Raw genomic sequence first — 24374 nt, forward strand, 5'->3', positions numbered from 1 at the left:
GCGGTTTCATCCGGTGCCGCGCTGCCGCTACAATGGCAGCTTCGCTTCAACACCTTGTCAACCTGCATGCCGTCTTCCTGCTTGTCCTCGCCATACCGTCTGCCCAAGGCAGGCCTGCTGATGCAGGCGCGCGCGCGTTTGCGCGCGGGAGGGGTGATTGCCTACTCCACCGAATCCTGTTTCGGGCTGGGATGCCTGCCGCAGGATGTCAGGGCAATCCGGCGGGTGCTGGCCATCAAGGCAAGGCCGAATCACAAGGGCCTGATCGTGATAGCCGCTGACGTCGCCCAGATCCGTCATCTGGTAAAGCCGCTTTCTGCCGCACAATGGGCGGAACTTGGCCGTTACTGGCCCGGTCCCTATACCTTTTTGCTGCCGGCCTCGCGCAAGGTGGCACCGGCCCTGCGTGGCCGGCATGACAAGATCGCCGTGCGCATTACTGCCCATGGCGAGGCAGCCGCCCTGTGCCGGGCTGTGGGCAGTGCGCTGGTGTCGACTTCTGCCAACCGCGCCGGGCAACGTGCGTTAAAGACAGCACGGGCTTGTCGCATGGCATTTGGCAGCGCGGTACTGACCCTGCCGGGGCGGATAGGCAAACGCAGGAAGCCATCCACCATCATTGATTTCACCAGCGGCCGTGTATTGCGCTAGGCCGTTTTAATTCAGACAAGGAAACATCGTGCAGCAGATTTCCATATTCAGCCTGGTGATGAATGCCAGCCTGGTGGTGCAGCTGGTCATGGCAGGCCTGGCCTTGGTGTCGGTGCTGTCGTGGGCGCTGATTTTCAACAAGATTTCCGTATTGCGTGCCGCGCGTCGCCACAGCGACGAGTTCGAACGCAATTTCTGGAGCGGGGCCGACCTGAACCGTTTGTATGAAGACGCCAACCGCCGCAACGACAGCGTGGGCATGGAGCGCATCTTCCAGTCCGGTTTTGCCGAATTCCTCAAGCTGCGTGGCCGTACGGGGGCCGAGCTGTCGGACATCATGGATGGTTCGCGCCGTGCCATGCGCGCTGCCGCCCAGCGCGAACTGGATGCGCTTGACAGCCATACTTCTTTCCTGGCAACAGTAGGCTCGGTCAGTCCCTATATCGGCCTGTTTGGCACGGTGTGGGGCATCATGCATGCCTTTATCGGGCTGGGTAATGTGGGGCAGGCCACCTTGTCCACCGTGGCACCGGGTATTGCCGAAGCGCTGGTGGCTACCGCCATTGGCCTGTTTGCTGCCATTCCGGCGGTGGTGGCCTATAACCGCTTTGCCACCGATGTGGACCGTCTGGCTACCCGCTTCGACACCTATATGGAAGAGTTTTCCAACATCCTGCAACGGCTGGCCACCCGCTGATCCCCACCGGAGGCAGGGGATTGTTCTGGCTGAAGAACAGAGCTTTCCCTGCCGGTGCTTGAGTTTTTTGCAGGCCGAAGGCATGGTGGACGACCACCCACCCCGAGTCCGCCATGTCTGCCCGTCCCGCCGCGCTGTCCTTGCTGACCTTGTCAGCCTTCTTTGCCCTGTACGTGATCTGGGGCTCGACCTATTTCTTCATACGCATCGGTATCGAATCCTGGCCGCCTTTCATGATGGCCGGTCTGCGCTTTCTGTTTGCCGGCAGCGTGATGCTGGCCTTCCTGCTGCTGCGCGGCCATCGTTTGCCCAGCCGGCAGGAGTTGCGTGGCGCAGCCATTCTGGGCGTGTTGATGCCAGCCATCGGCAATGGTTTTGTCACGCTGGCGGAAAAACAGGTGTCATCCGGAGTGGCGGCGCTGGTGGTGGCCACCGTACCCCTGTTCACCGTGCTGTTTGGCCGTTTCTGTTTTGGCTTGCGTGCACGTGGTCGCGAGTGGGCAGGTATCGCGCTGGGCATGCTGGGCATGCTGGTGCTGAACCTGGGTTCCAATCTGCGTGCCAGCCCGATGGGGGCGTTCTGGCTGCTGTTCGCTTCTGCCGGTTGGGCGCTGGGTTCGGCCTGGAGCCGGGTGATTGTTCAGCCCAAGGGGCCGATGGGCAGTGCCTGGATGATGATTTTCGGTGGCCTGGCCTTGTTGCTGGGCAGTGCCGCCACCGGCGAACAGCTGACAGCGATGCCGTCATGGCAAGGTTGGGCCGCCATTGCCTACCTGTCGGTATTCGGTTCCATGGTGGCCTACAGTGCCTATCTGCACCTGCTGAAAACCGTGTCACCGGCCGCTGCCACCAGCTATGCCTATGTCAATCCCATCATCGCCGTCCTGCTGGGCATGTTGTTGCTGGGTGAGCATGTCGGTCAGCAGGAAGTGCTGGCCATGGTGATCATCCTCTCCGGCGTGGTCCTGATCAGCTGGCGCAAATAAAGTCGTCGCCGCGACTTTGTCCTCATCCAGACAGGGGCCCTTCGCGGCCCCTGTTGCATTGCGCCAGTTTCACTGTGGTTTTCTGGCGACGTTACGGCAATTGGCCTGCAGCCCGTGCTACGCCACAGTGCTGCACCTGGCTGCTTGAGACTGTCTGTCTGGCCAGTCATGACACATTCACGATGCTATCCACGTTTTAGTCGCAAAAAACATCCACTTCAATACCACTTTGTCGGTCTCTTGATTTCCTCACCAGTCTTGTCCTGACCCTCTGTACTGCCTGGCTTTCTGTATTTCCTGTATTCCGGTCGCGTCACTTCCTGACATTTGGCAGGGTTATCGTGCAATTGGTATTGACGTGGTATTTAAGTGGTATTAATTTTGCAGCCATGACGGGTGTGGTCTTGCAGGGCAAGGAATGCGATATTCGCCGTGTTACCAATCAGACCAGTTGCAGACCGCTTATGGAAAACCGATGGAGTGCACTCAAGCCGGAAGGCGAGTCCACCACGCCGCTGTATTTGCAGCTTGCCCGCAAACTGGCCGAAGCCATCAATGCCGGCTGGTGGCAGGCAGACGAAGCCCTGCCATCCGAACGCACCTTTTCCGAGGAGCTGGGCATCTCGCGGGTGACGGCACGCAAGGCGATGGATGTGTTGCTGGAGCAGGGGCTGATCCGGCGCCGGCATGGTTCCGGCACTTTCATCACACCAAGACTGGAACAGCCCTTGTCACGGCTGGTGGGTTTTACCGAGCAATTGCGCCAGCGCGGCTTCGAACCTTCCTCGGTATGGCTGGAGCGCGGCATTCATCCGCCCAGCAATGACGAGGTGATCAAGCTGGGCTTGTCCCCCACCTCGCAGGTGGCGCGGCTCAAGCGCCAGCGCCTGGCAGACGGGGTAGTGATGGCAATAGAGATGACCACATTGCCAGTAGCCGTTTTGCCCGAGCCACATAAAGTGGGCAACTCGCTGTATGCCTACCTGGACAGTGCCGGTCATGCCGTGGTGCGCGCCTTGCAGCATATCCGCGCAGTGAATGCCTCGGCCGAGATTGCAGCGCTGGCCGGCATCCGGCAGGGCGAGGCGATGTTGCTGATCACCCGCATCGGCTTCAACACCGATAACCAGGCGATAGAACTGACTGATACCTATTGCCGTAATGATTATTACGACTTTGTAGCTGAACTGAGACGATGACGACACGACATGTACTGCAGGGCCGCATCCTGACTGCCGATGGCTGGCGGGATGGCAGGCTGGAAACCGGGCCGGATGGCCGCATTGCCGCCCTGGACGGCAGCCTGCCGGGTAGTGGCACGGCGGCACGCTACATCCTGCCCGGCTTTATCGACCTGCATGTACATGGCGGAGGTGGAGTGGACATCATGGAGGGGGGGCAGGCGGCCGAATCGGTGGCACGGCTGCATGCCCGCCATGGCACCACCGCCATGCTGGCCACCACCATGACCGCCCCCATGGACGAGATAGAAAACGTACTGGCAGCACTGGGGCCGTCTTGCCGCCAGCGCGCCAGCGGCAGTGCCCGCTTGCTGGGCGTGCATCTGGAAGGCCCGTATATCAACCCCGGCAAGCTGGGCGCACAACCGGACGATGCCTGTCAGGCCGTGCTGTCGCAAATCGAAAAACTGGCTCAATTGGCCCCGATTGCGCTGCTGACACTGGCACCGGAAATTCCCGGCCACATGGACATCATCCGTGCTTCGAGCGATGCCGGCATCCGGGTGCAAATCGGCCACACCCTGGGCAGTTATGAGGATGGCGTGCAGGCCTTGCAGCAAGGTGCCACCGGTTTTACCCATTTGTTCAATGCCATGACCGGCCTGCATCACCGCGAGCCGGGCATGGTGGGGGCGGCGCTGGCCCATGCGGAATACGCCGAGCTGATTCCCGATTTGCTGCATGTGCATCCCGGTGCCATCCGCACCGCCTTGCGCGCCATTCCGCGGCTGTACTGCGTGACCGACTCCACTGCCGCAGCCGGCATGCCGGATGGTGAATACAAGCTGGGCTCACATACCGTGCACAAATGCCTGGGCGGGGTGCGGCTGGCCGACGGCACGCTGGCCGGCAGCACGCTGACCATGGATCAGGCTTTGCGCAATCTGGTGTCCATCGGCCTGCCACTGGCCGAGGCCTCGCACCGGTTGTCGCTGTACCCGGCCGATTATCTGGGCCATGCCGACCGTGGCCGTTTGCAAACCGGGGCATGGACCGATGTGCTGGTGCTGGATGCCGAGCTGAATTTGCTGGATGTCTATCTGGAAGGGGAACACCTTGTCGTCTCTGATGTATGAAGAAGCACTGTCCGCTGCGGATGCCGTGGCCGCCCAACACATGTATGCGGATGAAGGCCTGGCCGTGCTGGGCCGTGAACTGGCCACCACCCCGCCCACGCTGGCACTGACGGTAGCGCGTGGCAGCTCGGACCATGCTGCCAGTTATTTTGCTTACCTGGCCATGCAGCGCCTGGGCGTGCCGGTGGTGTCCTTGCCCATGTCGCTGGTCACCCTGCACCACGCCCCGCTGGCGGTAAAGGGCCAGCTGGCAGTTGCTCTGTCCCAGTCCGGCCAGAGCCCGGACCTGATCGACACCATGAGCCGCCTGGCCGCTGCCGGTGCGCGCACCGTCGCCCTGGTCAACAAGCATGAATCGCCGCTGGCGGCAGCTTGCGAATGGTCGTTGCCGCTGTGTGCCGGTGAAGAAAAGAGCGTGGCCGCCACCAAGAGCTATATCGCTTCGCTTTCCGCTGTAGCCCGTCTGGTAGCGCACTGGCAGGGCGATGCCACGTTGCTGCAGGCACTGGACCAGCTACCCGCACAGTTACAACAAGCATGCCGTCAGGACTGGCGCGCAGCCCTTCCTGTTCTGGCCGGTGCCGAACGCATCATGGTGGTGGGGCGCGGGCTGGGTTTTGCCGTGGCGCTGGAAGCGGCGCTCAAGTTCAAGGAAACCTGTGCCATCCAGGCTGAGGCTTTCTCCGGTGCAGAAATCAAGCATGGCCCGATGGCCCTGATCGACGAAGGTTATCCGCTGCTGGTGTTTGCGCCACGTGGCCCGGAACAGCAAGGCCTGATCGATCTGGCAGCGGAAATGCGCGGTCGTGGCGCACGGGTATTGCTTGCCGCACCAGACACGGTAGCCAGTCGCGACCTGACGCTGAGCGTGGCCGACGATGAGGCGCTGGACCCCTTGCTGGCTATCCAGAGTTTCTACCTGATGGCGGCGCAGCTGTCCGAAGCACGTGGGCTCAATCCTGACACCCCGCGTCATTTGTCCAAGGTTACCCGTACGCATTGAGCGCTGCCCTGAACCCGGCCACCACCAGGTGGCCCATTGCCAAACCGTTACGGCTTGTCGCCGTGCAAGGTGCCATCCGGGCCGTCAGGCGGCCCGGCGGCACCGGCATGGACTGAGCCGCAGGAGTCCCGCCACCCCATCGGCCACTCCTGACCCGACAGGAGGTGTCCGATGTTGTCCCGTCATCCCCGTGCAGGCCCGGCATCCATGGTGCCGCCCCCCATGTCTGCACATCGTCATTGGCCGATAACGGCCACTAGCCTGGTTTTCCGCTTGTCCGATGGGCCCCATGCGCCCCAAAAGCCAGGCATGGTCACGACTACACCCTATCCTGCGCAGCTAGCCTTGCTGGTGACCGCCGCGCAGACAAGACGGAATGGCAACTGACCATTCCACATCCAAAGGAGGCATTGAGGTGAGTACACAAAACAGATTTGCAGGCATTCAGCAGCTGGGCCGGGCCCTGATGCTGCCGATTGCGGTATTGCCGGTCGCCGGCTTGCTGTTGCGGCTGGGGCAGCCGGACCTGCTCAATATCAAGGTGATGGCGCAGGCCGGAGATGCCATTTTCGGTAATCTGGCGCTGATTTTCGCCATCGGCGTGGCGGTGGGCTTTGCCCGCGACAACAATGGCGCGGCGGGCCTGGCCGGTGCCATCGGCTATATGGTGCTGACGGCGGTATTGAAGGTGATGCCGGATACCCTGCTGGCCTATGCGGTGTTCAAGCCGCTGGTGCATCTGGATGCAGAGGGCAAACCGTTTGCCATCAATATGGGTGTGCTGGCCGGGATATTGTCTGGCCTGATTGCCGGAGTGCTGTACAACCGTTACAAGGACATCAAGCTCCCCACCTATCTGGCCTTCTTTGGCGGGCGTCGCTTTGTGCCGATTGCCACCGGTTTTGCCATGCTGCTGCTGGGTGTGGTGCTGGGCCTCGCTTGGCCGCCGGTGCAAAACGGTATTGATGCAGTCGGCAAATGGCTGATCGGCGTTGGCGAAATCGGGCTGTTCATTTATGGCGTGCTCAACCGTCTGCTCATCGTCACCGGGCTGCACCACATTCTCAATACCATGGTGTGGTTCCAGGTGGGCGATTACACCGATGCAGCAGGCAAGCTGGTGCATGGCGACCTGACCCGTTTCTTTGCCGGGGACAAAACCGCCGGCATGTTCATGAGCGGCTTTTTCCCGGTGATGATGTTCGGCCTGCCCGCGGCTTGCCTGGCGATGTACCGGGCGGCCAGGCCGGAGAACAAGGCCGCCGTCGGTGGGGTGCTGTTTTCCATGGCACTGACTGCCTTCCTGACCGGCGTGACCGAGCCGGTCGAGTTTGCCTTCATGTTCCTGGCGCCCATGCTGTATGCCATCCATGCAGTACTCACCGGCATTGCCATGGCCCTGATGTATGCACTGGGCGTGCACCTGGGCTTTGGCTTCTCCGCCGGCCTGTTCGATTACCTGCTTAACTTCGGCATTGCCCAAAAGCCCCTGCTGTTGCTGCCGGTGGGCCTGCTGTACTTCGTCATCTATTACGGCCTGTTCAGTTTCTTCATCCGCAAGTTCAACTTGCAAACCATGGGTCGCGAAGCGGTTGCACAGCTTGCCGTGGTGGCCGTGGAGGGCTCTTCCCGCGCCCATGGTTTCATCCTGGCCCTGGGCGGGGCGGCCAATCTGAAGTCGGTGGATGCCTGCACCACGCGCTTGCGCTTGCAAGTGGCCGACAATGACAAGGTGGACGAAGCCGCACTCAAGGCATTGGGGTCGCGCGGCCTGATCAAACCGGCGGCCGGCAGTGTGCAAGTGGTACTGGGACCGGAAGCAGATCTGATTTCTGATGAAATCCGCACTGCCCTGCAACAGGCTGACAGCAGTCCGGCAGCCCCTGTAGTGGCTGGTCGTGTTTCAGGCGCACATCAGGCAGCGAGCACCAGCATGCAGCGTGAAGACTGGCTGCAAGCACTGGGCGGGCAGGCTAATGTGAAGCGTGTACAAGCGGTGGCCGGTGGCCGCCTGCGTATCGAGGTGACTGACAGCGCGCTGGTGGATATCGCCGCGTTGCAAGCCCTGGGTGCGCGGGGTGTTACCACCTTCTCCTCCAGCTTGTTGCATGTGCTGCTGGCGGAAGACCCTGCTCACTTTGCCAGTTTCCTTCAGGTGTAAAACCTGCATTGCACTACATGGCGGTGAGCCTTGACTGGCAAGGATTTCACCGCTTTGTTGGTAACCCGCACACTACTTTTGTAGTCACTTGCTTACAGCGCAAAAGGAGCAGAAATTGAATGGCGCAGGGCACGAGATGACCCTGCACCATTATCAAATTAGGAGGATGCATCATGACGTTGAAAGTTGCCATTAATGGTTACGGTCGTATCGGCCGCATGGTGGTCCGCGCCTGGCAGGAGCGTTTTGCTGACCGCGATATCGAAATCGTGGCCATCAATGACCTGGGCAAGCCGGAACTGCACGAACACCTCACCCGTTTTGACAGCGTGCATGGCCCCTTTGGTGGCACCATCGCGCTGGAAGGCGATGCCCTGGTGGTGAACGGCAAGCCGATCAAGCTGCTCTCCATCCGCAACCCGGCAGAACTGCCGTGGAAAGAACTGGGCGTGGATGTGGTACTGGAATGTACCGGCATCTTCACCAAGCGTGAAAAAGCTGCGCTGCACCTGGAAGCCGGTGCCAAGCGTGTGCTGATTTCCGCTCCGGCCAACGATGCCGACGCCACCGTGGTATTCGGCGTGAACGATGATGTGCTGACCAGCGCCATGACCGTGGTGTCCAATGCCTCTTGCACCACCAACTGCCTGGCCCCGCTGGTTGAGCCGCTGATCGATACCATCGGTATCGAACGTGGCCTGATGACCACCATCCATGCCTACACCAACGACCAGGTGCTGCTGGATACCGACCACTCCGACCTGCGTCGCGCCCGCTCCGCAGCTGTCTCCATGATCCCCACCAAGACCGGTGCCGCTGCAGCGGTGGGCCTGGTTCTGCCCAAGCTGCAAGGCAAGCTGGACGGCTTTGCCGTTCGTGTACCGGTCAGCAATGTATCGCTGGTGGACCTCACCTTCACTTCCAGCCGTGACACTACGGTGGCCGAAGTGAATGAACTGATCACCACTGCTGCCAAGGGCAAGCTGGCCGGTGTACTGGCCGTCAACACCCTGCCGCTGGTATCGCGTGACTTCCTGCACCACCCGGCTTCCAGCGTGTTTGACTCCACGCTGACCCGCGTGATTGCCGGTCGTGAAGTCAAGGTACTGTCCTGGTACGACAACGAGTGGGGCTTTGCCAACCGCATGCTGGATACCTCGCTGGCCTGGGCTGCTGCCAAGTAATCTGGCAAAAGCGATTTAGCCAATCCGTTCTCCCGGGCAGCGTCAGAACTGCCGGGGAGAAGCCGGTGCAGTAAACCCGGTTGTCATTGGTCAGAAGGTGGCAGCCTGGGTGTTTCGTTCGTAGATGTGCTTCTATATGGTCTCTCCCAAGAGCTTGGCCGAAGAATCAATGATTCTTCGGCCATTTTTTTGCCCATGGCCGGGCATCTGCGCCCGCGAGAGTGATATCCGCCATCCTGATGGCAGGCTTGCCCCCACAGCGTCATGGCTGCGTCCGCTACCTGCCTTGCTCAGTCGTCTGCCAGCAACTGGGGCATGCGTGGCGGAACCGGCATGTCGATGATGATGGAGGTTTTGGTGTCGCCAAACTGCATCAACTGGGCAATCAGGGTTTGCAGGCTGGGCATGGTGTCGACCGCCACTTTCATCATCAGGCCGCTGGTGCCGGTGATGGATGCGCACTCCAGTACCTGGGGCATGCTGCGGATGCGATCAATCACCACGTAATACTCCAGATGCTTCACTGTCAGTTCAATCATGCACAGGATGGGTAAGCCGACCTTGGCCGGGTCGATCTGCGCCCGGTAGCCGGTAATCACGCCCTGCCGCTCCAGTTTGTCCACCCGGTCGGCAATGGCGGGGGAGGACAGATTCACCCGTCGGGCCAGTTCGGCAAAGCTGATGCGGGCATTTTCGTGCAGGCTGCTCAGTATTTTTTTGTCGAATTTATCCAAGTTTGGATTCCAAGGTTTTTTGCTGCAAAAAAGCCATTTTACAAGGTTAAATCAGGAAATTTCCAATATTTCCACATTAAGAAATGGCTTCTTGCTCCGTACAATGCCTGCCTTATCGGAGCTGTTGCGGCACTGTCCCGCCGTGATGGTTCTTGTCTGGATTCGTTGCTGATGGGTACATGTCCCTGTACCTGTTTGAAACTGTCCTGGTGATCTCTTTGTCCCTGGTCTCAAGTCAGACAAACAAATTTTTGACGAAGGCCATTCCGGGTCTGCCATGCGGCAGGCCCGTTTTTTTTGTCGGTATGGCATGGTCTACGTGGCAAGATAGGGTGGTGGCGCACCGGATGACAGGATTTGCAGAAGTTTTGGCAACTATTTAAGAAATGTCATATTTCTGTAATCGCTGCTTTTTATCCTTGCCATCATCAAACCGGGACTGGACCGATACATGGCTGCCAATATTCTGCTTGTCGAAGACGAGCCTGCAATTCAGGAACTGATTGCGTTTAACCTCAACCAGGCTGGGCATCACGTCTTGCGTGCCAGCACGGCCGAGGCTGCGTTGACCCTGGTGCGCAATGCACTGCCGGATCTGGTGCTGCTGGACTGGATGTTGCCGGGTGCGTCCGGGGTGGATATTGCCAAACGCCTGCGTTCGGATGAGCGCACCAAGCATATCCCCATCATCATGCTCACCGCCCGTTCCGATGAGCAGGACAAGATTACCGGGCTGGAATCCGGCGCTGACGACTACATCACCAAGCCGTTCTCGCCGCGCGAATTGCTGGCCCGCATCAAGGCCGTGCTGCGCCGCCGCGCTCCGCAGATGACCGACGATGCGGTCGAGGTGCAAGGCCTGCGCCTGGACCCGATCACCCATCGCGTCAGCGGTAATGGTGACACCATCGACCTGGGTCCGACCGAATTCCGCCTGCTGCACTTTTTCATGACCCACCCGGAACGCGTGCATTCCCGTTCGCAACTGCTGGACCAGGTGTGGGGCGATCATGTATTTGTTGAGGAACGCACGGTAGACGTGCACATTCGCCGCTTGCGCAGTTCGCTGGAAAGCACGGGCCATGATGCCCTGATCCAGACCGTGCGCGGCACCGGCTACCGTTTCTCCACCCAGCAGTGAGGCTGACTTGCGCGAATTCTTGCAGCGTACCCTGGTCTGGCTGATTGTCATCCTCTTCATCGGCCTTGCCTTCTGGGCATTCTCCGGCCCGATCGAAGGCCTGATCGCTGCCGGTGTCGCCCTGCTGGCCTGGCTGGGTTTTCATCTGTACCACATCGCCTTGTTGCTGCGCTGGCTGGAGCAACCTACCGCCGAGCGGGTACCCGATGGCTTTGGTGCCTGGCATACCGTGTTCATGACGCTGTATCGCACCATGCGCAGCCAGATGCAAAGCAAGCGCAAGCTCACCAATGTGCTGGAACGCTTCATCAATGCCGGTGAAGCCATGCCGGATGGCGTGGTGGTGCTGGACGAGAATGATCGCATCGAGTGGATCAACCCGATGGCGATGGAACACCTGAACCTGGATCGCAAGCACGATGTGGGCAACCAGATTCTCAATCTCATCCGCCAGCCCAGTTTTCATGCCTACATGAAAAATGCCAGTTTCAGCCAGCCTCTGGTCTTGCAGCTGACCCAGCCGCGTGAACTGGTGATTTCGGTGCAACTGGTGCCGTTTGACTCCACCCGCAAACTGCTGCTCAGCCGCGACATCACCTCGCTGGAGCGGGTACAGACCGTGCATCGCGATTTTGTCGCCAATGTGTCGCACGAATTGCGCACTCCGCTGACTGTGGTCGGTGGCTTTCTGGAAACCCTGTCCGATATGGAAGAAGTGGACCAGGCCACCCTCAGCCACTTCCTGCCCATGATGATGGAGCAGTCAAGGCGCATGCAGAGCCTGGTGGAAGACCTGCTGACCCTGTCCCGGCTGGAAAACAGCCCCAAGGCGGTGATGGCGGAAAAAGTGAATATGCAGGACATGCTGGATACCCTGATGGTGGAGGCCGAAGGCCTGTCGCAGGGCCGTCATCATGTCCGGCTGGAAAAAGGCTGCAATCAATGGCTGTGGGGCAGTGCGCAGGAGCTGCATTCCGCTTTTGGCAATCTGGTATCCAATGCCGTGCGTTACACGCCGGAAGGCGGCGATATCGTGCTGTCGTGGAAGGCAGAAGGTGAGCGCCTGTGTTTCTCGGTCAAGGACAGCGGTATCGGCATCCCGCGTGAGCACATTCCGCGTCTGACCGAACGCTTTTACCGGGTCGACCGTGGCCGCTCGCGCGGCAATGGCGGCACCGGGCTGGGGCTGGCCATCGTCAAGCATGTGGTGGCACGGCATAACGCCCGGCTGGATATCCGCAGCGAGCCGGACAAGGGCAGTACCTTCAGCGTAATTTTCCAGCGCGAGCGCTCGGCCGAGCCGGAGGCACAGCCGGAAAACCAGGCCTGAACGACAGGCTGCGTACTTGCACGCATGGTCAGTGCCTGGGGAAGGCAGCATAATCAGCGGTTGAATGGAATCCGGGAGTGACCATGCTGCACCATGTCGTGTTGATCCGCTTTCTGCCTGCCGCCACGGCGGAGGACATTGCCCGCATCAGCCAGCAGTTTGCCGGTCTGGCCCGGCAGATTCCCGGCATCCTGACACTGGGAGGTGGCCCGGATGTCAGCCCGGAAGGTTTGCAACACGGCTTCACCCATGGCTGGCTGGTGCAGTTTGTCGATGCCGCCGCCCGTGATGCCTACCTGGTCCATCCGGCCCACCAGGCTTTCGTCTCCATGCTTAAACCGTTTGTTGATGACGTTTTAGTTTCTGATTTCCCGGCAAATTGACAGCATATCGCTGCAATATGGGCTTGGCCTGCCTGCACAGTCGCGCTAGGATGTTCTTCTTTATGCGCCAACTTTCCCGACCCCGGACCACATCATGAATCGTCTGCAATCCATCCGCCCGTTCGGCCAGCGCATCTGGCTGGACAATCTGTCCCGCGAGCTGCTGGCTTCGGGAGAACTGGCCCGTCTGTTGCAAGAAGACGGCATTGCCGGTGTGACTTCCAATCCGGCCATTTTCTACAAGGCCATCAGTACCGATGCCAGCTACCAGGCCGACCTGACCCGCTTGAAAGCCGAGCCGGGACTGGATGCCGAACAACGCTATGAAGCACTGGTAGTGCCTGACATCCAGGCCGCTTGCGATCTGCTGCAGGACCAATACCGCAGCAGTGCCGGCAACGACGGCTATGTCAGCCTGGAAGTGTCTCCGGCCCTGTCGCATGACGAAGCGGGCACGCTGGACGCGGCACGACGCCTGTGGGCTGCCATCGACCGGCCCAATGCCATGATCAAGATTCCGGCCACCGCAGCGGGCATTCGCGCTTTCCAGACGCTGACCGCCGAGGGCATCAACGTCAACATCACCCTGCTGTTCAGCCTGCCGCAAGTGGAAGCCGTGTGGGATGCCTATATCGACGGCCTGAGTGCACGCCTGGCTGCGGGCAAGCCGGTGAGCGGCATCAAGGCGGTGGCCAGCTTCTTCCTGTCGCGGGTGGACAGTCTGCTGGACCCGCAACTGCCTGCCGCCTTGCAAGGCAAGGCGGCCATTGCGCTGTCCAAGGTGGCTTATGCCCGCTATCAGCAGCGTTTCCATGGCAGCGAGTTTGCCGCGCTGAAGGCCGCGGGTGCCTGGCCGCAATTCCTGCTGTGGGCTTCCACCGGTACCAAGAATGCGGCTTATTCCGACGTGTTGTACGTGGAAAGCCTGATTGGCGACGAAACGGTCAACACCGTGCCGGATGCCACCCTGGCCGCCTTCCGCGACCACGGCGTTGCCGCGCTGACCCTGCCGCAGGATGCACAGCAGGCCCAGATCACCCTGCTGGACGTGGCTGAGGCCGATATCGACCTGGTGGCCGTGGGTGACAAGCTGCAACAGGACGGGCTCAAGCTGTTTGAAGATGCCTTTGCTGCCTTGCTGAAGCTGACTGCCTGAGGCAGGGGCCTGAACGCAGGATAAAAAAGGATGCCTAGTGGCATCCTTTTCTGTTTTACGACACCGGCTGTTGTTCAGCAGGCTTGCTGGCGGCGCTGGGCCATGCGCAAGCCTGCATTGCGCAGCTCGTCTGCGTTCAGCGTGGCGGCGGCAGTGGGAATCAGCCAGGCCTCTTCGGAAGCTGCATGTTCCCGGTATTGCCGAACGAATTCGGCCACCGCGTTTTCGCTGATGCTGTCCAGTTCGCCATTGCGCAGGGCGCGCAAGTCGTCGCGGATGGCATTCCAGCACGAGTGCAGATAGCCGTGCTCGGCTTCCAGTTGCTCGATGCGCGGGGCGGCCGTGGGGACGCGTTCCAGCAGGATGGGGAACAGCTCCTCTTCCTCGTCGATGTGGTGGGCCGGGCCGGCGACGTCAAAGTAACGGATCACACCGTCGATGGTGTTCTTCACCGCCTCATTGACGCCATGTTCGGTGATATAGCCGGGCAGTTGGTCCAGTTGATCGCAAAAGCGGCGGATCTTGTCATGACAGGCCAGTAGCATGTCCAGCGGTTGTTCGAAACTGGCGCTGCTGGTGTTGCCAATATCATTCAGGGTAAGCATGGTGGGTGGCCTCAAGCTGGGAGAATGGTTCGAGTGTGCCGTGCTGCAATGCAAAAAACCATGATTCTGCTCAAATGCATCACACAGAATGGGCTACCGGCGTTCAGGCTGGCACAATGCCTTATTGTGCGCCTGGCCTGCCGCTGACGGAAACATTCATGCAGGCCACGCCGCCATTGGCAATTCGAAAGGTGGAAATGGATATTCCCTTTGTCGTCAAGGATGTAACGCTGAGTGACCCGGCCTTGGCCGCGGAGGTATTGCGCATCCAGCTGCAGGCGCATCAGGTGGAGGCGCAGTGGCTGGATTATCCGGCCTTGCCCGTGCTGTGGCGGGATATCGACCAGGTCATGGCCTGCACCGACCGGGTGATCGGTGCATTCGAGGGCGAAACCTTGCGCGGCGTGCTGGTGGCAAGCAGGCGTCAGCAAGGCGGCTGGCATATCGAGCGCGCCGTGGTGGACCCGGCCTGCTTTGCCTGCGGCTGGGGTTATCGCCTGCTCAATCATCTGCTGGCCGGTACTGACGAAGTCAGTGTGGATACGGCTGAAGTCAATCAGGCTGCCATTGCCCTGTACCACAAGGCCGGTTTCGTCCTGCAACAACGCTGGACAGTGCCGGATGGCCTGGTGCTGTGGCGCATGTTGTACTGCGCCAACCGCTTGCAACCGGTGCTGCATCTTGAACCCAGCGGCTGGGTGCGTGAAGCCAGGCAGATTCCCTCGCCCAATTGTGATGCCCGCGAGCATGGCCAGCCGGAGCTGCTGGTCATTCATAACATCAGCCTGCCGCCATACCGTTATGGCAGTCAGGCCGTGGAGCAGTTGTTCACCAACAGCCTGAATCCGGACGAAGACCCGTTTTTCGCCAGCATTCACCAGCTGCGGGTATCGGCCCATTTCTTTATCCGGCGCAGTGGCCAGCTGGTGCAGTTTGTCCCGGTGCAGTCCCGGGCCTGGCACGCCGGGGTCTCCAGCTGGCAGGGCCGCGAGCGCTGCAATGATTTTTCCATCGGTGTCGAGATGGAAGGCTGCGATTTCGAACCCTTTGCCGATGCCCAGTACCAGATGTTGCTGGCGCTGATCGAGACCTTGCGTCAGCACCTGCCGTTACGGGCAATGACCGGGCATGAGGACATTGCTCCGGGGCGCAAGACGGATCCTGGCCCCTTCTTTGACTGGGCCCGTGTCCGTGCCCGGATTGACCTGCCGGCGTAGTGTTGCCACTACATAGTAAAATTTCATCCGTTTTGCATCATTTGGCCGCCTGCTTCGCAGCGGCCATTTTTGTTGCAAGTGGCTGTATCAAAACCTGATTGCAACCTGATTTTTTATATAACTACATGATAAATAAAGAAAATATTGAGTGCTGGATTGGATTTGTAAACGATTACATCGGGTGATTTTGCTTGGGCAAATAAAAAAGGCAGGCTAAAAAGCCTGCCTTTTGATGTAGTGACTTGACTACAGCTCAACCTGGGCACCCAGTTCCACCACACGGTTGGTGGGAATCTGGAAGAAGTCGGTTGCACGCAGTGCGTTCTTGCTCATCCACACGAACAGGCGTTCGCGCCAGCGTGCCATACCCGGCCGCTCGGTGGAAATGATGGTTTCGCGCGACAGGAAGAAGGACGTATCCATCAGTTCGAAGGCCAGGCCATCGCGCTCGCACAGCGACAGTACGTTCAGCACGCTCGGGTCTTCCTTGAAGCCGTAACGTGCCACCACACGCCAGAACGAGGGCGACAGCTGCACCACTTCCAGACGCGAATCCTCATTGATGTAAGGCACGTCCTCGGTGCGGATCGTCATCAGCACGATGCGCTCGTGCAGCACCTTGTTGTGCTTGAGGTTATGCAACAGGGCATGCGGCACGCCATGCAGGGTGCTGGTGAGGAACACCGCCGTGCCCTGTACGCGAGTGGGCGGGAAGGCTTCCAGGTTTTCGATGAAGCTGTCCAGCGGCAGTGCCTGTTCGCGCAGACGGTCGAACAGCAGCTTGCGACCCTGCTTCCAGGTGGTCATCAGCATGAAGATGATCATGCCCAATACCAGCGGCAGCCAGCCGCCGGAGAACAGCTTGAGCAGGTTGGCACTGAAGAAGGCGGTATCAATGATGCCGAAGAAAATGGTAATGCCCAGTGCCAGCGGTAGCGGCCAGCGCCAGTTGACACGTGCCACCACGAAGAACAGCAAGGTGGTGATCAGCATGGTGCCGGTGACGGCAATGCCGTAGGCCGAGGCCAGATTATCCGAACTCTTGAAAATCACCACTACCACCAGCACCGCTACCAGCAAGGCCCAGTTGACGAAGGGCAGGTAGATCTGGCCGATTTCCTTTTCCGAGGTATGGGAAATCTCCATGCGCGGGCTGTAGCCCAGCTGGATGGCCTGGCGGGTAAGCGAATAGGCACCGGAAATCACGGCCTGCGAGGCAATCACCGTGGCCAGGGTGGCCAGGATGATCAAGGGCAGCAGTGCCCATTGCGGTGCCAGCAGGAAGAAGGGATTCTTGATGGTTTCGGGCTTGAGCATCAGCAATGCGCCCTGGCCAAAGTAATTGAGTACCAGTGCGGGCAATACCAGGCCGTACCAGGCACGACGGATCGGCGTTTTGCCGAAGTGCCCCATGTCTGCATACAGGGCTTCGGCCCCGGTCAGCGCCAGCACGACCGAACCCAATGTCAGGTAGGCCCCAACGCCATGGTGGGCGACAAAGTTGTAGGCATACCAGGGATTGATGGCGGCCAGAATGCCGGGTGCCTGGAGGATCTGCAGGATGCCCAGCAAGCCGAGGATGGAGAACCAGGCCAGCATTACCGGACCAAACAGCATGCCCACGCTGGCCGTGCCAAAGCGTTGCAGGGCAAACAGGCCAACCAGCACGGTAATGGCGATGGGCATGACGTAAGGTTGCATGCTGGGGCTGAGTACCTCCAGCCCTTCTGCCGCCGACAGTACCGACATGGCCGGGGTAATGATGGCATCGCCATAAAACAGTGAGGCACCGAATAGCCCCAGCAATACCACCTTCCAGCGTGCCGCATGGGTGACGTAATGCCGGGCCAGCGCCATCAGCGCCATGATGCCGCCTTCGCCGTGGTTGTCGGCGCGCAGCACGAACACCACGTACTTGATGGAAACCACGAAGATCAGGGACCAGAAGATCAGCGACAGGATGCCGAAAATATTGTCAGGCGTAGTGGCAATGCCATGCCCGGTAAAACATTCGCGCAAGGTATACAGCGGGCTGGTACCAATATCCCCGTACACCACGCCCAGCGCAGCCAGCGTCAGGCCGGTCATGGCCTGTTTATTGTGAGCCTGCATGATTTGTGTGTGACTTCTATTGTGGGTTGAGCATGCAACTGCCATTCCTTTCCGTCTTGTTGCGCTGCGGAATTCGGTATGGCCTGTGAGCGCGAAGGTTACTACTGAGTCAGGACAGCGCCAAGCTAATGCTGCAATGCCCGCTGCTTTCCCTCTGGGCTTGTCGGCGGAAAGCCACAATGTCGTCACGATTGATCCGGACAGCTACGCTGTGGGCTTGCACTGTCAGGATGCTTTCCCGTCAGCCGTGCAAAACGCTACAATCAACCCTATTTAGCCGAATACCAAGGACGCATCATGCGCGCATCGCAGTTTTTCATTTCCACCCTGAAAGAAGCCCCCGCCGACGCCGACATCACCAGCCAGAAGCTGATGATTCGTGCCGGTTTCATCCGCAAGGTTGCTGCCGGTATCTATTCCTGGATGCCGATGGGCCTGCGCGTGGTGCGCAAGGTGGAAAACATCGTGCGCGAAGAAATGAACCGTGCCGGTGCCATCGAAGTCTCGCTGCCGGTAGTGCAGCCGGCCGGCCTGTGGCAGGAGTCGGGCCGCTGGGACACCATGGGCGAGGAAATGCTACGCTTCAAGGACCGTCACGAACGTGACTTTGCCCTGCAGCCGACTGCCGAAGAAGTGATTACCGACATTGCCCGCAGCGAACTGCGCAGCTATCGCGCCTTGCCGAAAAACTTCTACCAGATCCAGACCAAGTTCCGCGACGAGCGCCGCCCGCGCTTTGGCGTGATGCGTGGCCGCGAGTTCACCATGAAGGACGCCTACTCCTTCGACCGCAGCGCCGAAGCCGCCGGTGTGAGCTACGACAATATGTATGCCGCCTACTGCCGCATTTTTGACCGTCTGGGCCTGACTTACCGTGCAGTGGCTGCCGATACCGGCGCCATCGGTGGTGACCGCTCGCACGAATTCCAGGTGATTGCCGATACCGGCGAAGATGCAATCATCTACTGCCCGGATTCCGACTACGCCGCCAATATCGAACTGGCCGAGGCCGTGGCACCGGCCGGTGAGCGCCCGGCCGCCAGCGCTGCGCTGACCAAGGTACATACCCCCAAGGTAAAAACCATTGCCGAGCTGGTGGATTTCCTGTCCATCGACATCAAGAGCACCGTCAAGGCGCTGGTGGTGGAAGGCAGCGAAGGCGAAGCCGTGCTGATGCTGGTACGTGGCGATCACGAACTGAACGAAGTGAAGGCCGAAAAAGTGGCGGGTATCAAGAAGCCGCTGACCATGGCCTCGCCGGCCATCATCCGTGAGGCGTTTGGTGCCAATCCGGGCTCGCTGGGCCCGGTCGGCTTCAAGGGTCGCATCATTGCCGACCGTACCGTGGCCAAGATGGCCGACTTTGTCATCGGTGCCAACGAAGACGACCAGCACTACACCGGAGCCAACTTCGGTCGTGACTGTGCCGAGCCTGAAGTGGCCGACATCCGCAATGTGGTGGCTGGCGACCCAAGCCCGGACGGCAAGGGTGTGCTGGCCATCCAGCGCGGCATCGAAGTAGGTCATGTGTTCTACCTGGGCACCAAGTACTCCGCCGCCATGAACGCCACCTTCCTGGACGAAGACGGCAAACCGAAACCGTTCGAGATGGGCTGCTACGGCATCGGTGTTACCCGTATCCTGGGTGCCGCCATCGAACAGAACCACGACGACAAGGGCATGATCTGGCCGGACAATATCGCCCCGTTTGCCGTGGTCATCTGCCCGGTTGGCTACGATCGTTCCGCCGAAGTGAAGGCCGCTGCCGACAGCCTGTATGCCAGCCTGCTGGCCAAGGGTGTGGACGTGATTCTGGATGATCGTGGCGAACGCCCGGGTGCCATGTTTGCCGACTGGGAGCTGATTGGCGCGCCGCATCGCGTCACCATCGGCGATCGTGGCCTGAAGGAAGGCAAGGTCGAGTACCAGCAGCGTCGTGATGCTGCGGCAACGCCCGTCGCTGCAGATGCTATTCTGGAACATCTGCTCGCCAAACTGTCCTGATGAAAATCCTCCTGCCGCTGCTTGCCCTGTCCACCATGCTGGCCTGTTCGCCAGCATGGGCGGGTGCGCAGCGCGAGGAGGCACTGGCTGCCAATGTGGCATCGGCAATGAGCCGTACCATTGCCGATGTCAATGCGCCGCGGCTGGTGTTTGACACCCCGCAGGAAGGCCAGGCCTGGCTGGCCGAGATGTCGCGCCGCCTGCAAAAGCGTATTCCGGACAGCTGGATGCGCGAACACCTGCTCACTGCCATTCAATACGAGGCCACCCGCGCCGGGCTGGACCCGCAAATGGTGCTGGGCCTGATCCAGGTGGAAAGCGGTTTCAACAAATACGCCATTTCCCCTGCCGGTGCCCGTGGCCTGATGCAGGTGATGCCCTTCTGGGTAAGGCAAATCGGCAACCCGCAGCACAATCTGTTCGAACTCACGCTCAACTTGCGCTATGGCTGCACCATCCTGCGCCATTATCTGGACATGGAGCGTGGCAATCTTTATCGCGCACTGGGCCGTTACAACGGCAGCCTGGGTCGGCCGGAATATCCCAATCTGGTGATTGGCGCCTGGAAAAAACAATGGTCCTGGACTGCGCCAGTACCAGTCAAAGTGGCTGGTAGTAACCTGCCTTTAGGTCAGTAGACTTTGCACGCAAATAGCGTGCATTTTTCTTTCCTCTTCGCTTGAGGATGTTGCATGTTTTCCCTTCCCCGCACGGCAACCGCTCCGTTTTGTCCCGCTGAAGTACAAGGCAGCATCCGTATTGATGCCCGCGCGCCCTGGTGGCAGCGGCTGCGCCGTTTTGCCGGCCCCGGTCTGCTGGTGGCGGTGGGGTATATGGACCCGGGCAACTGGGCGACCGATATCGAAGCCGGTTCTCGCTTTGGCTATGGCCTGTTGTGGATTGTGGTGCTGTCCAGCCTGGTGGCCATGGTATTGCAACTGATGGCCGCCCGGCTTGGCCTGGTCACCGGGCAGGATCTGGCCCAGGCCAGCAGCGCCTATTACGGGCCCACCGGCAGGGTGGTGCAGTGGCTGAGCGCAGAAGTGTCGATTATTGCCTGCGATGTGGCCGAGGTACTGGGCTGCGCCCTGGCATTCAAATTGTTGTTTGGTATCCCGCTGGCCTGGGGGGTGGTACTGACGGCATTTGATACCGTCATCGTGCTGGGCATGAAGGGCAAGGGTTTCCGGCAGATCGAGGCCGTGGTGCTGGGGCTGATTGCCACCATCGCACTGTGTTTTGCCATCCAGGTGTTCATGGTGGGGCCGGATTGGCCGGCAGTAGCGCGCGGCTTGTTGCCTTCGAATCCGGGAGGTGATTTGCACCAGGCCGTGGTATTGGGCCTGGGCATTGTCGGTGCCACCATCATGCCGCACAACCTGTACCTGCACTCCTCGGTGGTACAAACCCGCAAGGTGGAAAGCGGCAACCACAGCCTGCGCGATACGCTGGCGCTGTGCCGGGTGGACACGGTGGTATCGCTGCTGCTGGCCATGCTGGTGAATGGGGCCATTCTGGTGCTGGCAGGCAGTGCCTTCCATGCGGTGGGCCAGCCGGTGGTGGACGATATCGAACAGGCTTACCGCTTGATTACCCCGCTGGCTGGCGGTGCGGCGGCCTTGCTGTTTGGCCTGGCCTTGCTGGCGTCCGGGCAAAGCTCCACGCTGACCGGCACGGTGGCCGGGCAGGTGATCATGGACGGTTTCCTGCACATCCGTATTCCATGTTATCAACGTCGGCTGATTACCCGTGGTCTGGCCTTGCTGCCTGCCTTGCTAGGCGTATTGCTGCTGGGCGAGGGTGCGGTGGGACGCATGCTGGTGTGGAGCCAGGTGGTACTCAGCCTGCAATTGCCACTGGCGATGTGGCCCTTGCTGCGCCTGACGTCCAGCCGGCAGCACATGGGCGCGTTTGCCTTGTCTCCGCTGATGCAGGTGGTGGGCTGGTTCTTGTTCACGCTGATCTGCGGGGCCAATCTGCTGCTGATCATCGGCCTGTAAGCAATAAAAAAGCCGCCATAAGGCGGCTTTTTTATTGAGTGGGCGTGGTGTTCAGTCTTCCTGCGTTTGCAGCAGTTTCTTCAACAGGCCAGCCAGCTGTACTTTTTCGGCCTCATCCAGGTTTTCCATCAGTTCGGCCTCGGCAGCCAGATGGTTGACGACGGCTTCTTCGATCACGGCAAAGCCCTTGGCGCTCAGGGTGACAATCACGCCGCGGCGGTCTTCCGGGTCGGGCGAGCGGGTCACCAGGCCCGCTTCTTCCAGGCGGTTGATACGGTTGGTCAGCGCGCCGGAGGAAATCAGCACCATGCCTTGCAGCTGATTGGGCGACAGCTGGTAAGGCTCGCCACGGCGGCGCAAGGCTGCCAGCACGTCAAATTCACCGACATTCAGGTTGTAGCGGGCCAGATCCTGCAGGACACGGCGGGTAATGAAATACTCCATCCGCACGATGCGGCCAATCACGTGGGTGGACGAAGCGTCCAGTTCGGGGCGTACTTCATTCCAGAGGGCGACGATGCGGTCGATCTGATCAGGCTGTTGATGCATTCTGCGATATTCCAGGTAAGGGAGGGGCGTGGCTTTCCGTTCCGGGCGCAAAGCGTATCATGAGTTGTCGGTGAAGTATCTTTTCTTGAAGATATTCACGCGCGGATTTGAGCCATCCGGCAAGGTTATCCGGCTGCCATATCAGGCCAGGCGGGCCATTCGCCCGTTCAGCCAGATCGGGTGTCCATCAACAGCCTGTGGGCAAACTTGCCACAGGCCGGGGACTCAGGCCGCTTGCTTGCCTTTGCCCGGGTGCGGCGCCTTGGGCAAGGTGATCTGGCGGGTGCGGGCCAGCCTGTCGTGCAGGAACAGGCGTTCCTTGTCGTAAAAGGCTGCCAGGTAGGGCAGGGCACACCAGGCCAGTGAAATCAGCAGGGCCTCGCGGCCATGGCCCAGATTGCGCGACCAGGCCAGGTAGGAGATGGCCGGCATGCCGACAAACAGCAACAGGGCGATGACATAACGGAAACCGGCCTGACGCCAGTCAATCAGTTGATTGTCGTCCTGGCGTACCAGCTTGAGACGCCACGCCTTCATGGCAACGGTCTGGCCGGACTTGACCCAGCTGCTGCCGAAATAACCAAACAGACTGCCAGCCAGGGCCAACTGGGTCAGCAGGTCCAGCAGCAGCGAGCGGCCCAGCCAGGCCTGCAGGCCGGTCATCACGGCAGAAACGGTAAGCAACAGGGCGGCAATCAGCAGCAGCTCGTAAAACTGGCTGCACAGTCGGCGGCCAAAACTGGCATCGGGAAACAATGAAGGCATGAAATGGAAGCGAGTAGGGGGTTAACCGGAAGCTTGTGGTCTGGATGCGGCCTGTTTCAGCCGCTGGATGGCTTTTTCCCGCTCGGCCGGTGACAGGCCTTGCAGGGTTTTCCAGTTGTTGCGGATTTGCTGGCGTTGTTCCAGCGTCAGGTCCGACCAGATCTTCAGCTTGCTTTGCAGCCGCAGTTTACCGGCAGCATCCAGACTGCGGTACTCCGGCACGATGGCCAGCAGGTTTTTCTTTTTTTCCGGTGCGTAACGGTCCCATTCGTTGGCCAGCGGTGCCATCACGGTTTGTTGTTCGCTATCCAGCTGGTCCCAGCGCGGGTTATTCAGTGGACTGGCGCTCACCGGCATGGCCAGCAGGCTGCCCAGCAAGACAATTGGCAAGACATGGCGTGGCTTAGTCATGGAGATTGCCTGTGAAGTGCGGGTCCATGAATGCTTCCAGCGGCAGTTCGTGCGACAGGATGGCGGCATCAACGGCTTCTTCTTCCATCAGCAAGCCTTCAGCCAGCCATACGCCGGTGCTGGCTACCATGGCAAAGCCCAGGGCCAGCGCACTGCGGCGAAGTGCCTGGGTATGGCGCAGCACCCATAGGCCAAGTTGTTCACCCGGCGACGGTGGCTGGGCAATGCGCTGGTCAAAGCGCGCCATTGCCTGTTCACGGGCCTGTTGCAGGCCCTGTCTGATCTTGGGGTCCACGTCCTGTGCGGGATGATTCAGGATGCGCTTGACGGAGCGGGTCAGCTTTTCTTCCCCGCCAAGTGGGTGGTTCGAAGGTTTCATAACACCACTCCTTTTTGCTGCAGGATGGCGGCCAGGGTATGCGTGGCGCGCGAACAATGGGTTTTGACGCTGCCTTCCGAACAGCCCATTACCCTGGCCGTCTCGGCAACATCCAGTCCTTCCCAGTAACGCAGCAGAAAGGCCTCGCGTTGACGGGTGGGCAGCAGTTGCACCGCGCCGTCAATCAGTTGGGCCACTTCCTTGCGGGCATACCATTTTTCCGGGTTGCTGCTGGCCTCATCCGCGGCGATGTTGAGCGTTTCCAGCGGGTCGGCCGTTTCGTCTTCCTCACGTACCGGCAGCAGGGACGACAGCAAGGTGCCAAAGAAATTCCTGACCTTGGCCCGGCGGAAATGGTCGCGAATGGTGTTTTGCAGGATGCGCTGGAAGATCAGCGGCAATTCGGCCGCCGGTGCGTGGGCGTAGCGGTCTGCCAGTTTCATCATGGCGTCCTGCACGATATCCAGCGCATTTTCGTCGTTGCGAACGGCGTAAAAGGCTTGCTTGAAGGCGCGGCGTTCCACCGACAGCAGAAAGTCGGCCATTTCCTTGCGGCTTGCCATGTGAGGAGGGGATTCAGGTTGATGCC

General features: G+C 60.1%; 24 protein-coding genes and 1 pseudogene. 17 read left to right on the top strand and 8 right to left on the bottom strand.

Translation table 11 applies throughout. From position 1 onward, the window contains the following. The first annotated feature begins 66 nt into the window (after positions 1 to 66). The 8 genes from ACE3SE_RS05830 (at position 67) to gap (ending at position 8999) form a co-directional block, all read left to right on the top strand. Positions 67 to 651: an L-threonylcarbamoyladenylate synthase gene (locus ACE3SE_RS05830; RefSeq protein WP_374554211.1), complete on the top strand. Its 585-nt coding sequence runs from the start codon at positions 67 to 69 to the stop codon at positions 649 to 651. 28 nt (positions 652 to 679) lie between these two features. Further along, positions 680 to 1348 carry a protein TolQ gene (tolQ, locus tag ACE3SE_RS05835; RefSeq protein WP_082086339.1) on the top strand — a complete coding sequence of 223 codons (669 nt, stop codon included), beginning with the start codon at positions 680 to 682 and terminating at the stop codon, positions 1346 to 1348. Positions 1349 to 1461: 113 nt separating this feature from the next. Further along, positions 1462 to 2334 carry a drug/metabolite exporter YedA gene (gene yedA, locus ACE3SE_RS05840; protein WP_045845799.1) on the top strand — a complete coding sequence of 291 codons (873 nt, stop codon included), beginning with the start codon at positions 1462 to 1464 and terminating at the stop codon, positions 2332 to 2334. 464 nt (positions 2335 to 2798) lie between these two features. Beyond that, entirely contained in the window at positions 2799 to 3533 is a 735-nt protein-coding gene (locus ACE3SE_RS05845) for a GntR family transcriptional regulator (protein WP_374554212.1), read from the top strand. Then, positions 3530 to 4651, top strand: a complete 1122-nt coding sequence (nagA, locus tag ACE3SE_RS05850) for an N-acetylglucosamine-6-phosphate deacetylase (protein ID WP_374554213.1) — start codon at positions 3530 to 3532, stop codon at positions 4649 to 4651. The genes ACE3SE_RS05845 and nagA overlap by 4 nt, the downstream gene beginning before the upstream one ends. Continuing rightward, entirely contained in the window at positions 4632 to 5654 is a 1023-nt protein-coding gene (locus ACE3SE_RS05855) for an SIS domain-containing protein (RefSeq protein ID WP_374554214.1), read from the top strand. Before nagA ends, ACE3SE_RS05855 begins: the two co-directional genes overlap by 20 nt. A 415-nt stretch (positions 5655 to 6069) precedes the next feature. Next, positions 6070 to 7815 (top strand): N-acetylglucosamine-specific PTS transporter subunit IIBC, encoded by a 1746-nt coding sequence (gene nagE, locus ACE3SE_RS05860; RefSeq protein ID WP_374554215.1) that lies wholly within the window; start codon positions 6070 to 6072, stop codon positions 7813 to 7815. 173 nt (positions 7816 to 7988) lie between these two features. Then, on the top strand, positions 7989 to 8999 hold the full coding sequence (gene gap, locus ACE3SE_RS05865) for a type I glyceraldehyde-3-phosphate dehydrogenase (protein ID WP_374554216.1): 1011 nt from the start codon (positions 7989 to 7991) through the stop codon (positions 8997 to 8999). Between the two features lie 290 nt (positions 9000 to 9289). Here gap and ACE3SE_RS05870 read toward each other — a convergent pair whose 3' ends face one another. Further along, complete coding sequence (locus tag ACE3SE_RS05870) at positions 9290 to 9733, bottom strand: Lrp/AsnC family transcriptional regulator (RefSeq protein WP_062790046.1); 444 nt, start codon at positions 9731 to 9733, stop codon at positions 9290 to 9292. 451 nt (positions 9734 to 10184) lie between these two features. On the opposite strand from ACE3SE_RS05870, the gene phoB reads away from it, so the two are divergent. The 4 genes from phoB (at position 10185) to tal (ending at position 13743) form a co-directional block, all read left to right on the top strand. Next, positions 10185 to 10874: a phosphate regulon transcriptional regulator PhoB gene (gene phoB, locus ACE3SE_RS05875; protein ID WP_045845792.1), complete on the top strand. Its 690-nt coding sequence runs from the start codon at positions 10185 to 10187 to the stop codon at positions 10872 to 10874. Positions 10875 to 10881: 7 nt separating this feature from the next. After that, positions 10882 to 12204, top strand: coding sequence for a phosphate regulon sensor histidine kinase PhoR (phoR, locus tag ACE3SE_RS05880; RefSeq protein ID WP_045845791.1), 1323 nt, complete (start codon positions 10882 to 10884; stop codon positions 12202 to 12204). Between the two features lie 83 nt (positions 12205 to 12287). Beyond that, on the top strand, positions 12288 to 12587 hold the full coding sequence (locus ACE3SE_RS05885) for a Dabb family protein (RefSeq protein WP_062790093.1): 300 nt from the start codon (positions 12288 to 12290) through the stop codon (positions 12585 to 12587). Positions 12588 to 12681: 94 nt separating this feature from the next. Then, positions 12682 to 13743, top strand: a complete 1062-nt coding sequence (gene tal, locus ACE3SE_RS05890; protein WP_045845790.1) for a transaldolase — start codon at positions 12682 to 12684, stop codon at positions 13741 to 13743. A gap of 74 nt (positions 13744 to 13817) precedes the next feature. Here tal and ACE3SE_RS05895 read toward each other — a convergent pair whose 3' ends face one another. After that, positions 13818 to 14348: a hemerythrin domain-containing protein gene (locus ACE3SE_RS05895; protein ID WP_062790049.1), complete on the bottom strand. Its 531-nt coding sequence runs from the start codon at positions 14346 to 14348 to the stop codon at positions 13818 to 13820. A gap of 197 nt (positions 14349 to 14545) precedes the next feature. On the opposite strand from ACE3SE_RS05895, the pseudogene ACE3SE_RS05900 reads away from it, so the two are divergent. Next, positions 14546 to 14980: pseudogene (locus ACE3SE_RS05900) on the top strand (GNAT family N-acetyltransferase); the annotation flags it as partial. 9 nt (positions 14981 to 14989) lie between these two features. Beyond that, entirely contained in the window at positions 14990 to 15565 is a 576-nt protein-coding gene (ampD, locus tag ACE3SE_RS05905) for a 1,6-anhydro-N-acetylmuramyl-L-alanine amidase AmpD (protein WP_233160661.1), read from the top strand. A gap of 246 nt (positions 15566 to 15811) precedes the next feature. Here the strand turns inward: ampD and kup are convergent, their stop codons facing one another. Next, positions 15812 to 17677 (bottom strand): low affinity potassium transporter Kup, encoded by a 1866-nt coding sequence (kup, locus tag ACE3SE_RS05910; RefSeq protein WP_374554217.1) that lies wholly within the window; start codon positions 17675 to 17677, stop codon positions 15812 to 15814. Positions 17678 to 17974: 297 nt separating this feature from the next. On the opposite strand from kup, the gene ACE3SE_RS05915 reads away from it, so the two are divergent. From ACE3SE_RS05915 to ACE3SE_RS05925, 3 genes are read left to right on the top strand one after another with little or no spacing between them, the layout of a single operon-like run. Then, positions 17975 to 19681, top strand: a complete 1707-nt coding sequence (locus ACE3SE_RS05915) for a proline--tRNA ligase (RefSeq protein ID WP_374554218.1) — start codon at positions 17975 to 17977, stop codon at positions 19679 to 19681. Then, positions 19681 to 20319 (top strand): lytic transglycosylase domain-containing protein, encoded by a 639-nt coding sequence (locus tag ACE3SE_RS05920; RefSeq protein WP_374554219.1) that lies wholly within the window; start codon positions 19681 to 19683, stop codon positions 20317 to 20319. Before ACE3SE_RS05915 ends, ACE3SE_RS05920 begins: the two co-directional genes overlap by 1 nt. 54 nt (positions 20320 to 20373) lie before the next feature. Next, complete coding sequence (locus ACE3SE_RS05925) at positions 20374 to 21681, top strand: Nramp family divalent metal transporter (RefSeq protein ID WP_374554220.1); 1308 nt, start codon at positions 20374 to 20376, stop codon at positions 21679 to 21681. Positions 21682 to 21732: 51 nt separating this feature from the next. Here ACE3SE_RS05925 and ACE3SE_RS05930 read toward each other — a convergent pair whose 3' ends face one another. From ACE3SE_RS05930 to ACE3SE_RS05950, 5 genes are all read right to left on the bottom strand, one after another. Next, positions 21733 to 22230: a MarR family winged helix-turn-helix transcriptional regulator gene (locus tag ACE3SE_RS05930; protein ID WP_045845784.1), complete on the bottom strand. Its 498-nt coding sequence runs from the start codon at positions 22228 to 22230 to the stop codon at positions 21733 to 21735. 225 nt (positions 22231 to 22455) lie between these two features. Beyond that, complete coding sequence (locus ACE3SE_RS05935; RefSeq protein WP_062790068.1) at positions 22456 to 22995, bottom strand: RDD family protein; 540 nt, start codon at positions 22993 to 22995, stop codon at positions 22456 to 22458. Positions 22996 to 23016: 21 nt separating this feature from the next. Next, positions 23017 to 23406: a DUF3106 domain-containing protein gene (locus tag ACE3SE_RS05940; RefSeq protein WP_374554221.1), complete on the bottom strand. Its 390-nt coding sequence runs from the start codon at positions 23404 to 23406 to the stop codon at positions 23017 to 23019. Further along, complete coding sequence (locus ACE3SE_RS05945; protein WP_374554222.1) at positions 23399 to 23785, bottom strand: DUF3619 family protein; 387 nt, start codon at positions 23783 to 23785, stop codon at positions 23399 to 23401. The genes ACE3SE_RS05940 and ACE3SE_RS05945 overlap by 8 nt, the downstream gene beginning before the upstream one ends. Next, the gene (locus ACE3SE_RS05950; RefSeq protein WP_062790077.1) at positions 23782 to 24348 is read right to left on the bottom strand and encodes an RNA polymerase sigma factor; all 567 of its coding nucleotides are present in this window, start codon (positions 24346 to 24348) and stop codon (positions 23782 to 23784) included. The genes ACE3SE_RS05945 and ACE3SE_RS05950 overlap by 4 nt, the downstream gene beginning before the upstream one ends. Positions 24349 to 24374: the final 26 nt, after the last annotated feature.

The organism is Aquitalea pelogenes, assembly GCF_041914625.1.
Classification (GTDB): domain Bacteria; phylum Pseudomonadota; class Gammaproteobacteria; order Burkholderiales; family Chromobacteriaceae; genus Aquitalea; species Aquitalea pelogenes.

Bases quoted from the DNA above. Each gene is read 5' to 3' on its own strand.
- ACE3SE_RS05830 (WP_374554211.1), top strand. From the start codon at position 67: ATGCCGTCTTCCTGCTTGTCCTCGCCATACCGTCTGCCCAAGGCAGGC.
- yedA (WP_045845799.1), top strand. From the start codon at position 1,462: ATGTCTGCCCGTCCCGCCGCGCTGTCCTTGCTGACCTTGTCAGCCTTC.
- ACE3SE_RS05845 (WP_374554212.1), top strand. From the start codon at position 2,799: ATGGAAAACCGATGGAGTGCACTCAAGCCGGAAGGCGAGTCCACCACG.
- nagA (WP_374554213.1), top strand. From the start codon at position 3,530: ATGACGACACGACATGTACTGCAGGGCCGCATCCTGACTGCCGATGGC.
- gap (WP_374554216.1), top strand. From the start codon at position 7,989: ATGACGTTGAAAGTTGCCATTAATGGTTACGGTCGTATCGGCCGCATG.
- phoB (WP_045845792.1), top strand. From the start codon at position 10,185: ATGGCTGCCAATATTCTGCTTGTCGAAGACGAGCCTGCAATTCAGGAA.
- ACE3SE_RS05885 (WP_062790093.1), top strand. From the start codon at position 12,288: ATGCTGCACCATGTCGTGTTGATCCGCTTTCTGCCTGCCGCCACGGCG.
- tal (WP_045845790.1), top strand. From the start codon at position 12,682: ATGAATCGTCTGCAATCCATCCGCCCGTTCGGCCAGCGCATCTGGCTG.
- ACE3SE_RS05895 (WP_062790049.1), bottom strand. From the start codon at position 14,348: ATGCTTACCCTGAATGATATTGGCAACACCAGCAGCGCCAGTTTCGAA.
- ampD (WP_233160661.1), top strand. From the start codon at position 14,990: ATGTTGTACTGCGCCAACCGCTTGCAACCGGTGCTGCATCTTGAACCC.
- kup (WP_374554217.1), bottom strand. From the start codon at position 17,677: ATGCAGGCTCACAATAAACAGGCCATGACCGGCCTGACGCTGGCTGCG.
- ACE3SE_RS05915 (WP_374554218.1), top strand. From the start codon at position 17,975: ATGCGCGCATCGCAGTTTTTCATTTCCACCCTGAAAGAAGCCCCCGCC.
- ACE3SE_RS05920 (WP_374554219.1), top strand. From the start codon at position 19,681: ATGAAAATCCTCCTGCCGCTGCTTGCCCTGTCCACCATGCTGGCCTGT.
- ACE3SE_RS05925 (WP_374554220.1), top strand. From the start codon at position 20,374: ATGTTTTCCCTTCCCCGCACGGCAACCGCTCCGTTTTGTCCCGCTGAA.
- ACE3SE_RS05930 (WP_045845784.1), bottom strand. From the start codon at position 22,230: ATGCATCAACAGCCTGATCAGATCGACCGCATCGTCGCCCTCTGGAAT.
- ACE3SE_RS05935 (WP_062790068.1), bottom strand. From the start codon at position 22,995: ATGCCTTCATTGTTTCCCGATGCCAGTTTTGGCCGCCGACTGTGCAGC.
- ACE3SE_RS05940 (WP_374554221.1), bottom strand. From the start codon at position 23,406: ATGACTAAGCCACGCCATGTCTTGCCAATTGTCTTGCTGGGCAGCCTG.
- ACE3SE_RS05945 (WP_374554222.1), bottom strand. From the start codon at position 23,785: ATGAAACCTTCGAACCACCCACTTGGCGGGGAAGAAAAGCTGACCCGC.
- ACE3SE_RS05950 (WP_062790077.1), bottom strand. From the start codon at position 24,348: ATGGCAAGCCGCAAGGAAATGGCCGACTTTCTGCTGTCGGTGGAACGC.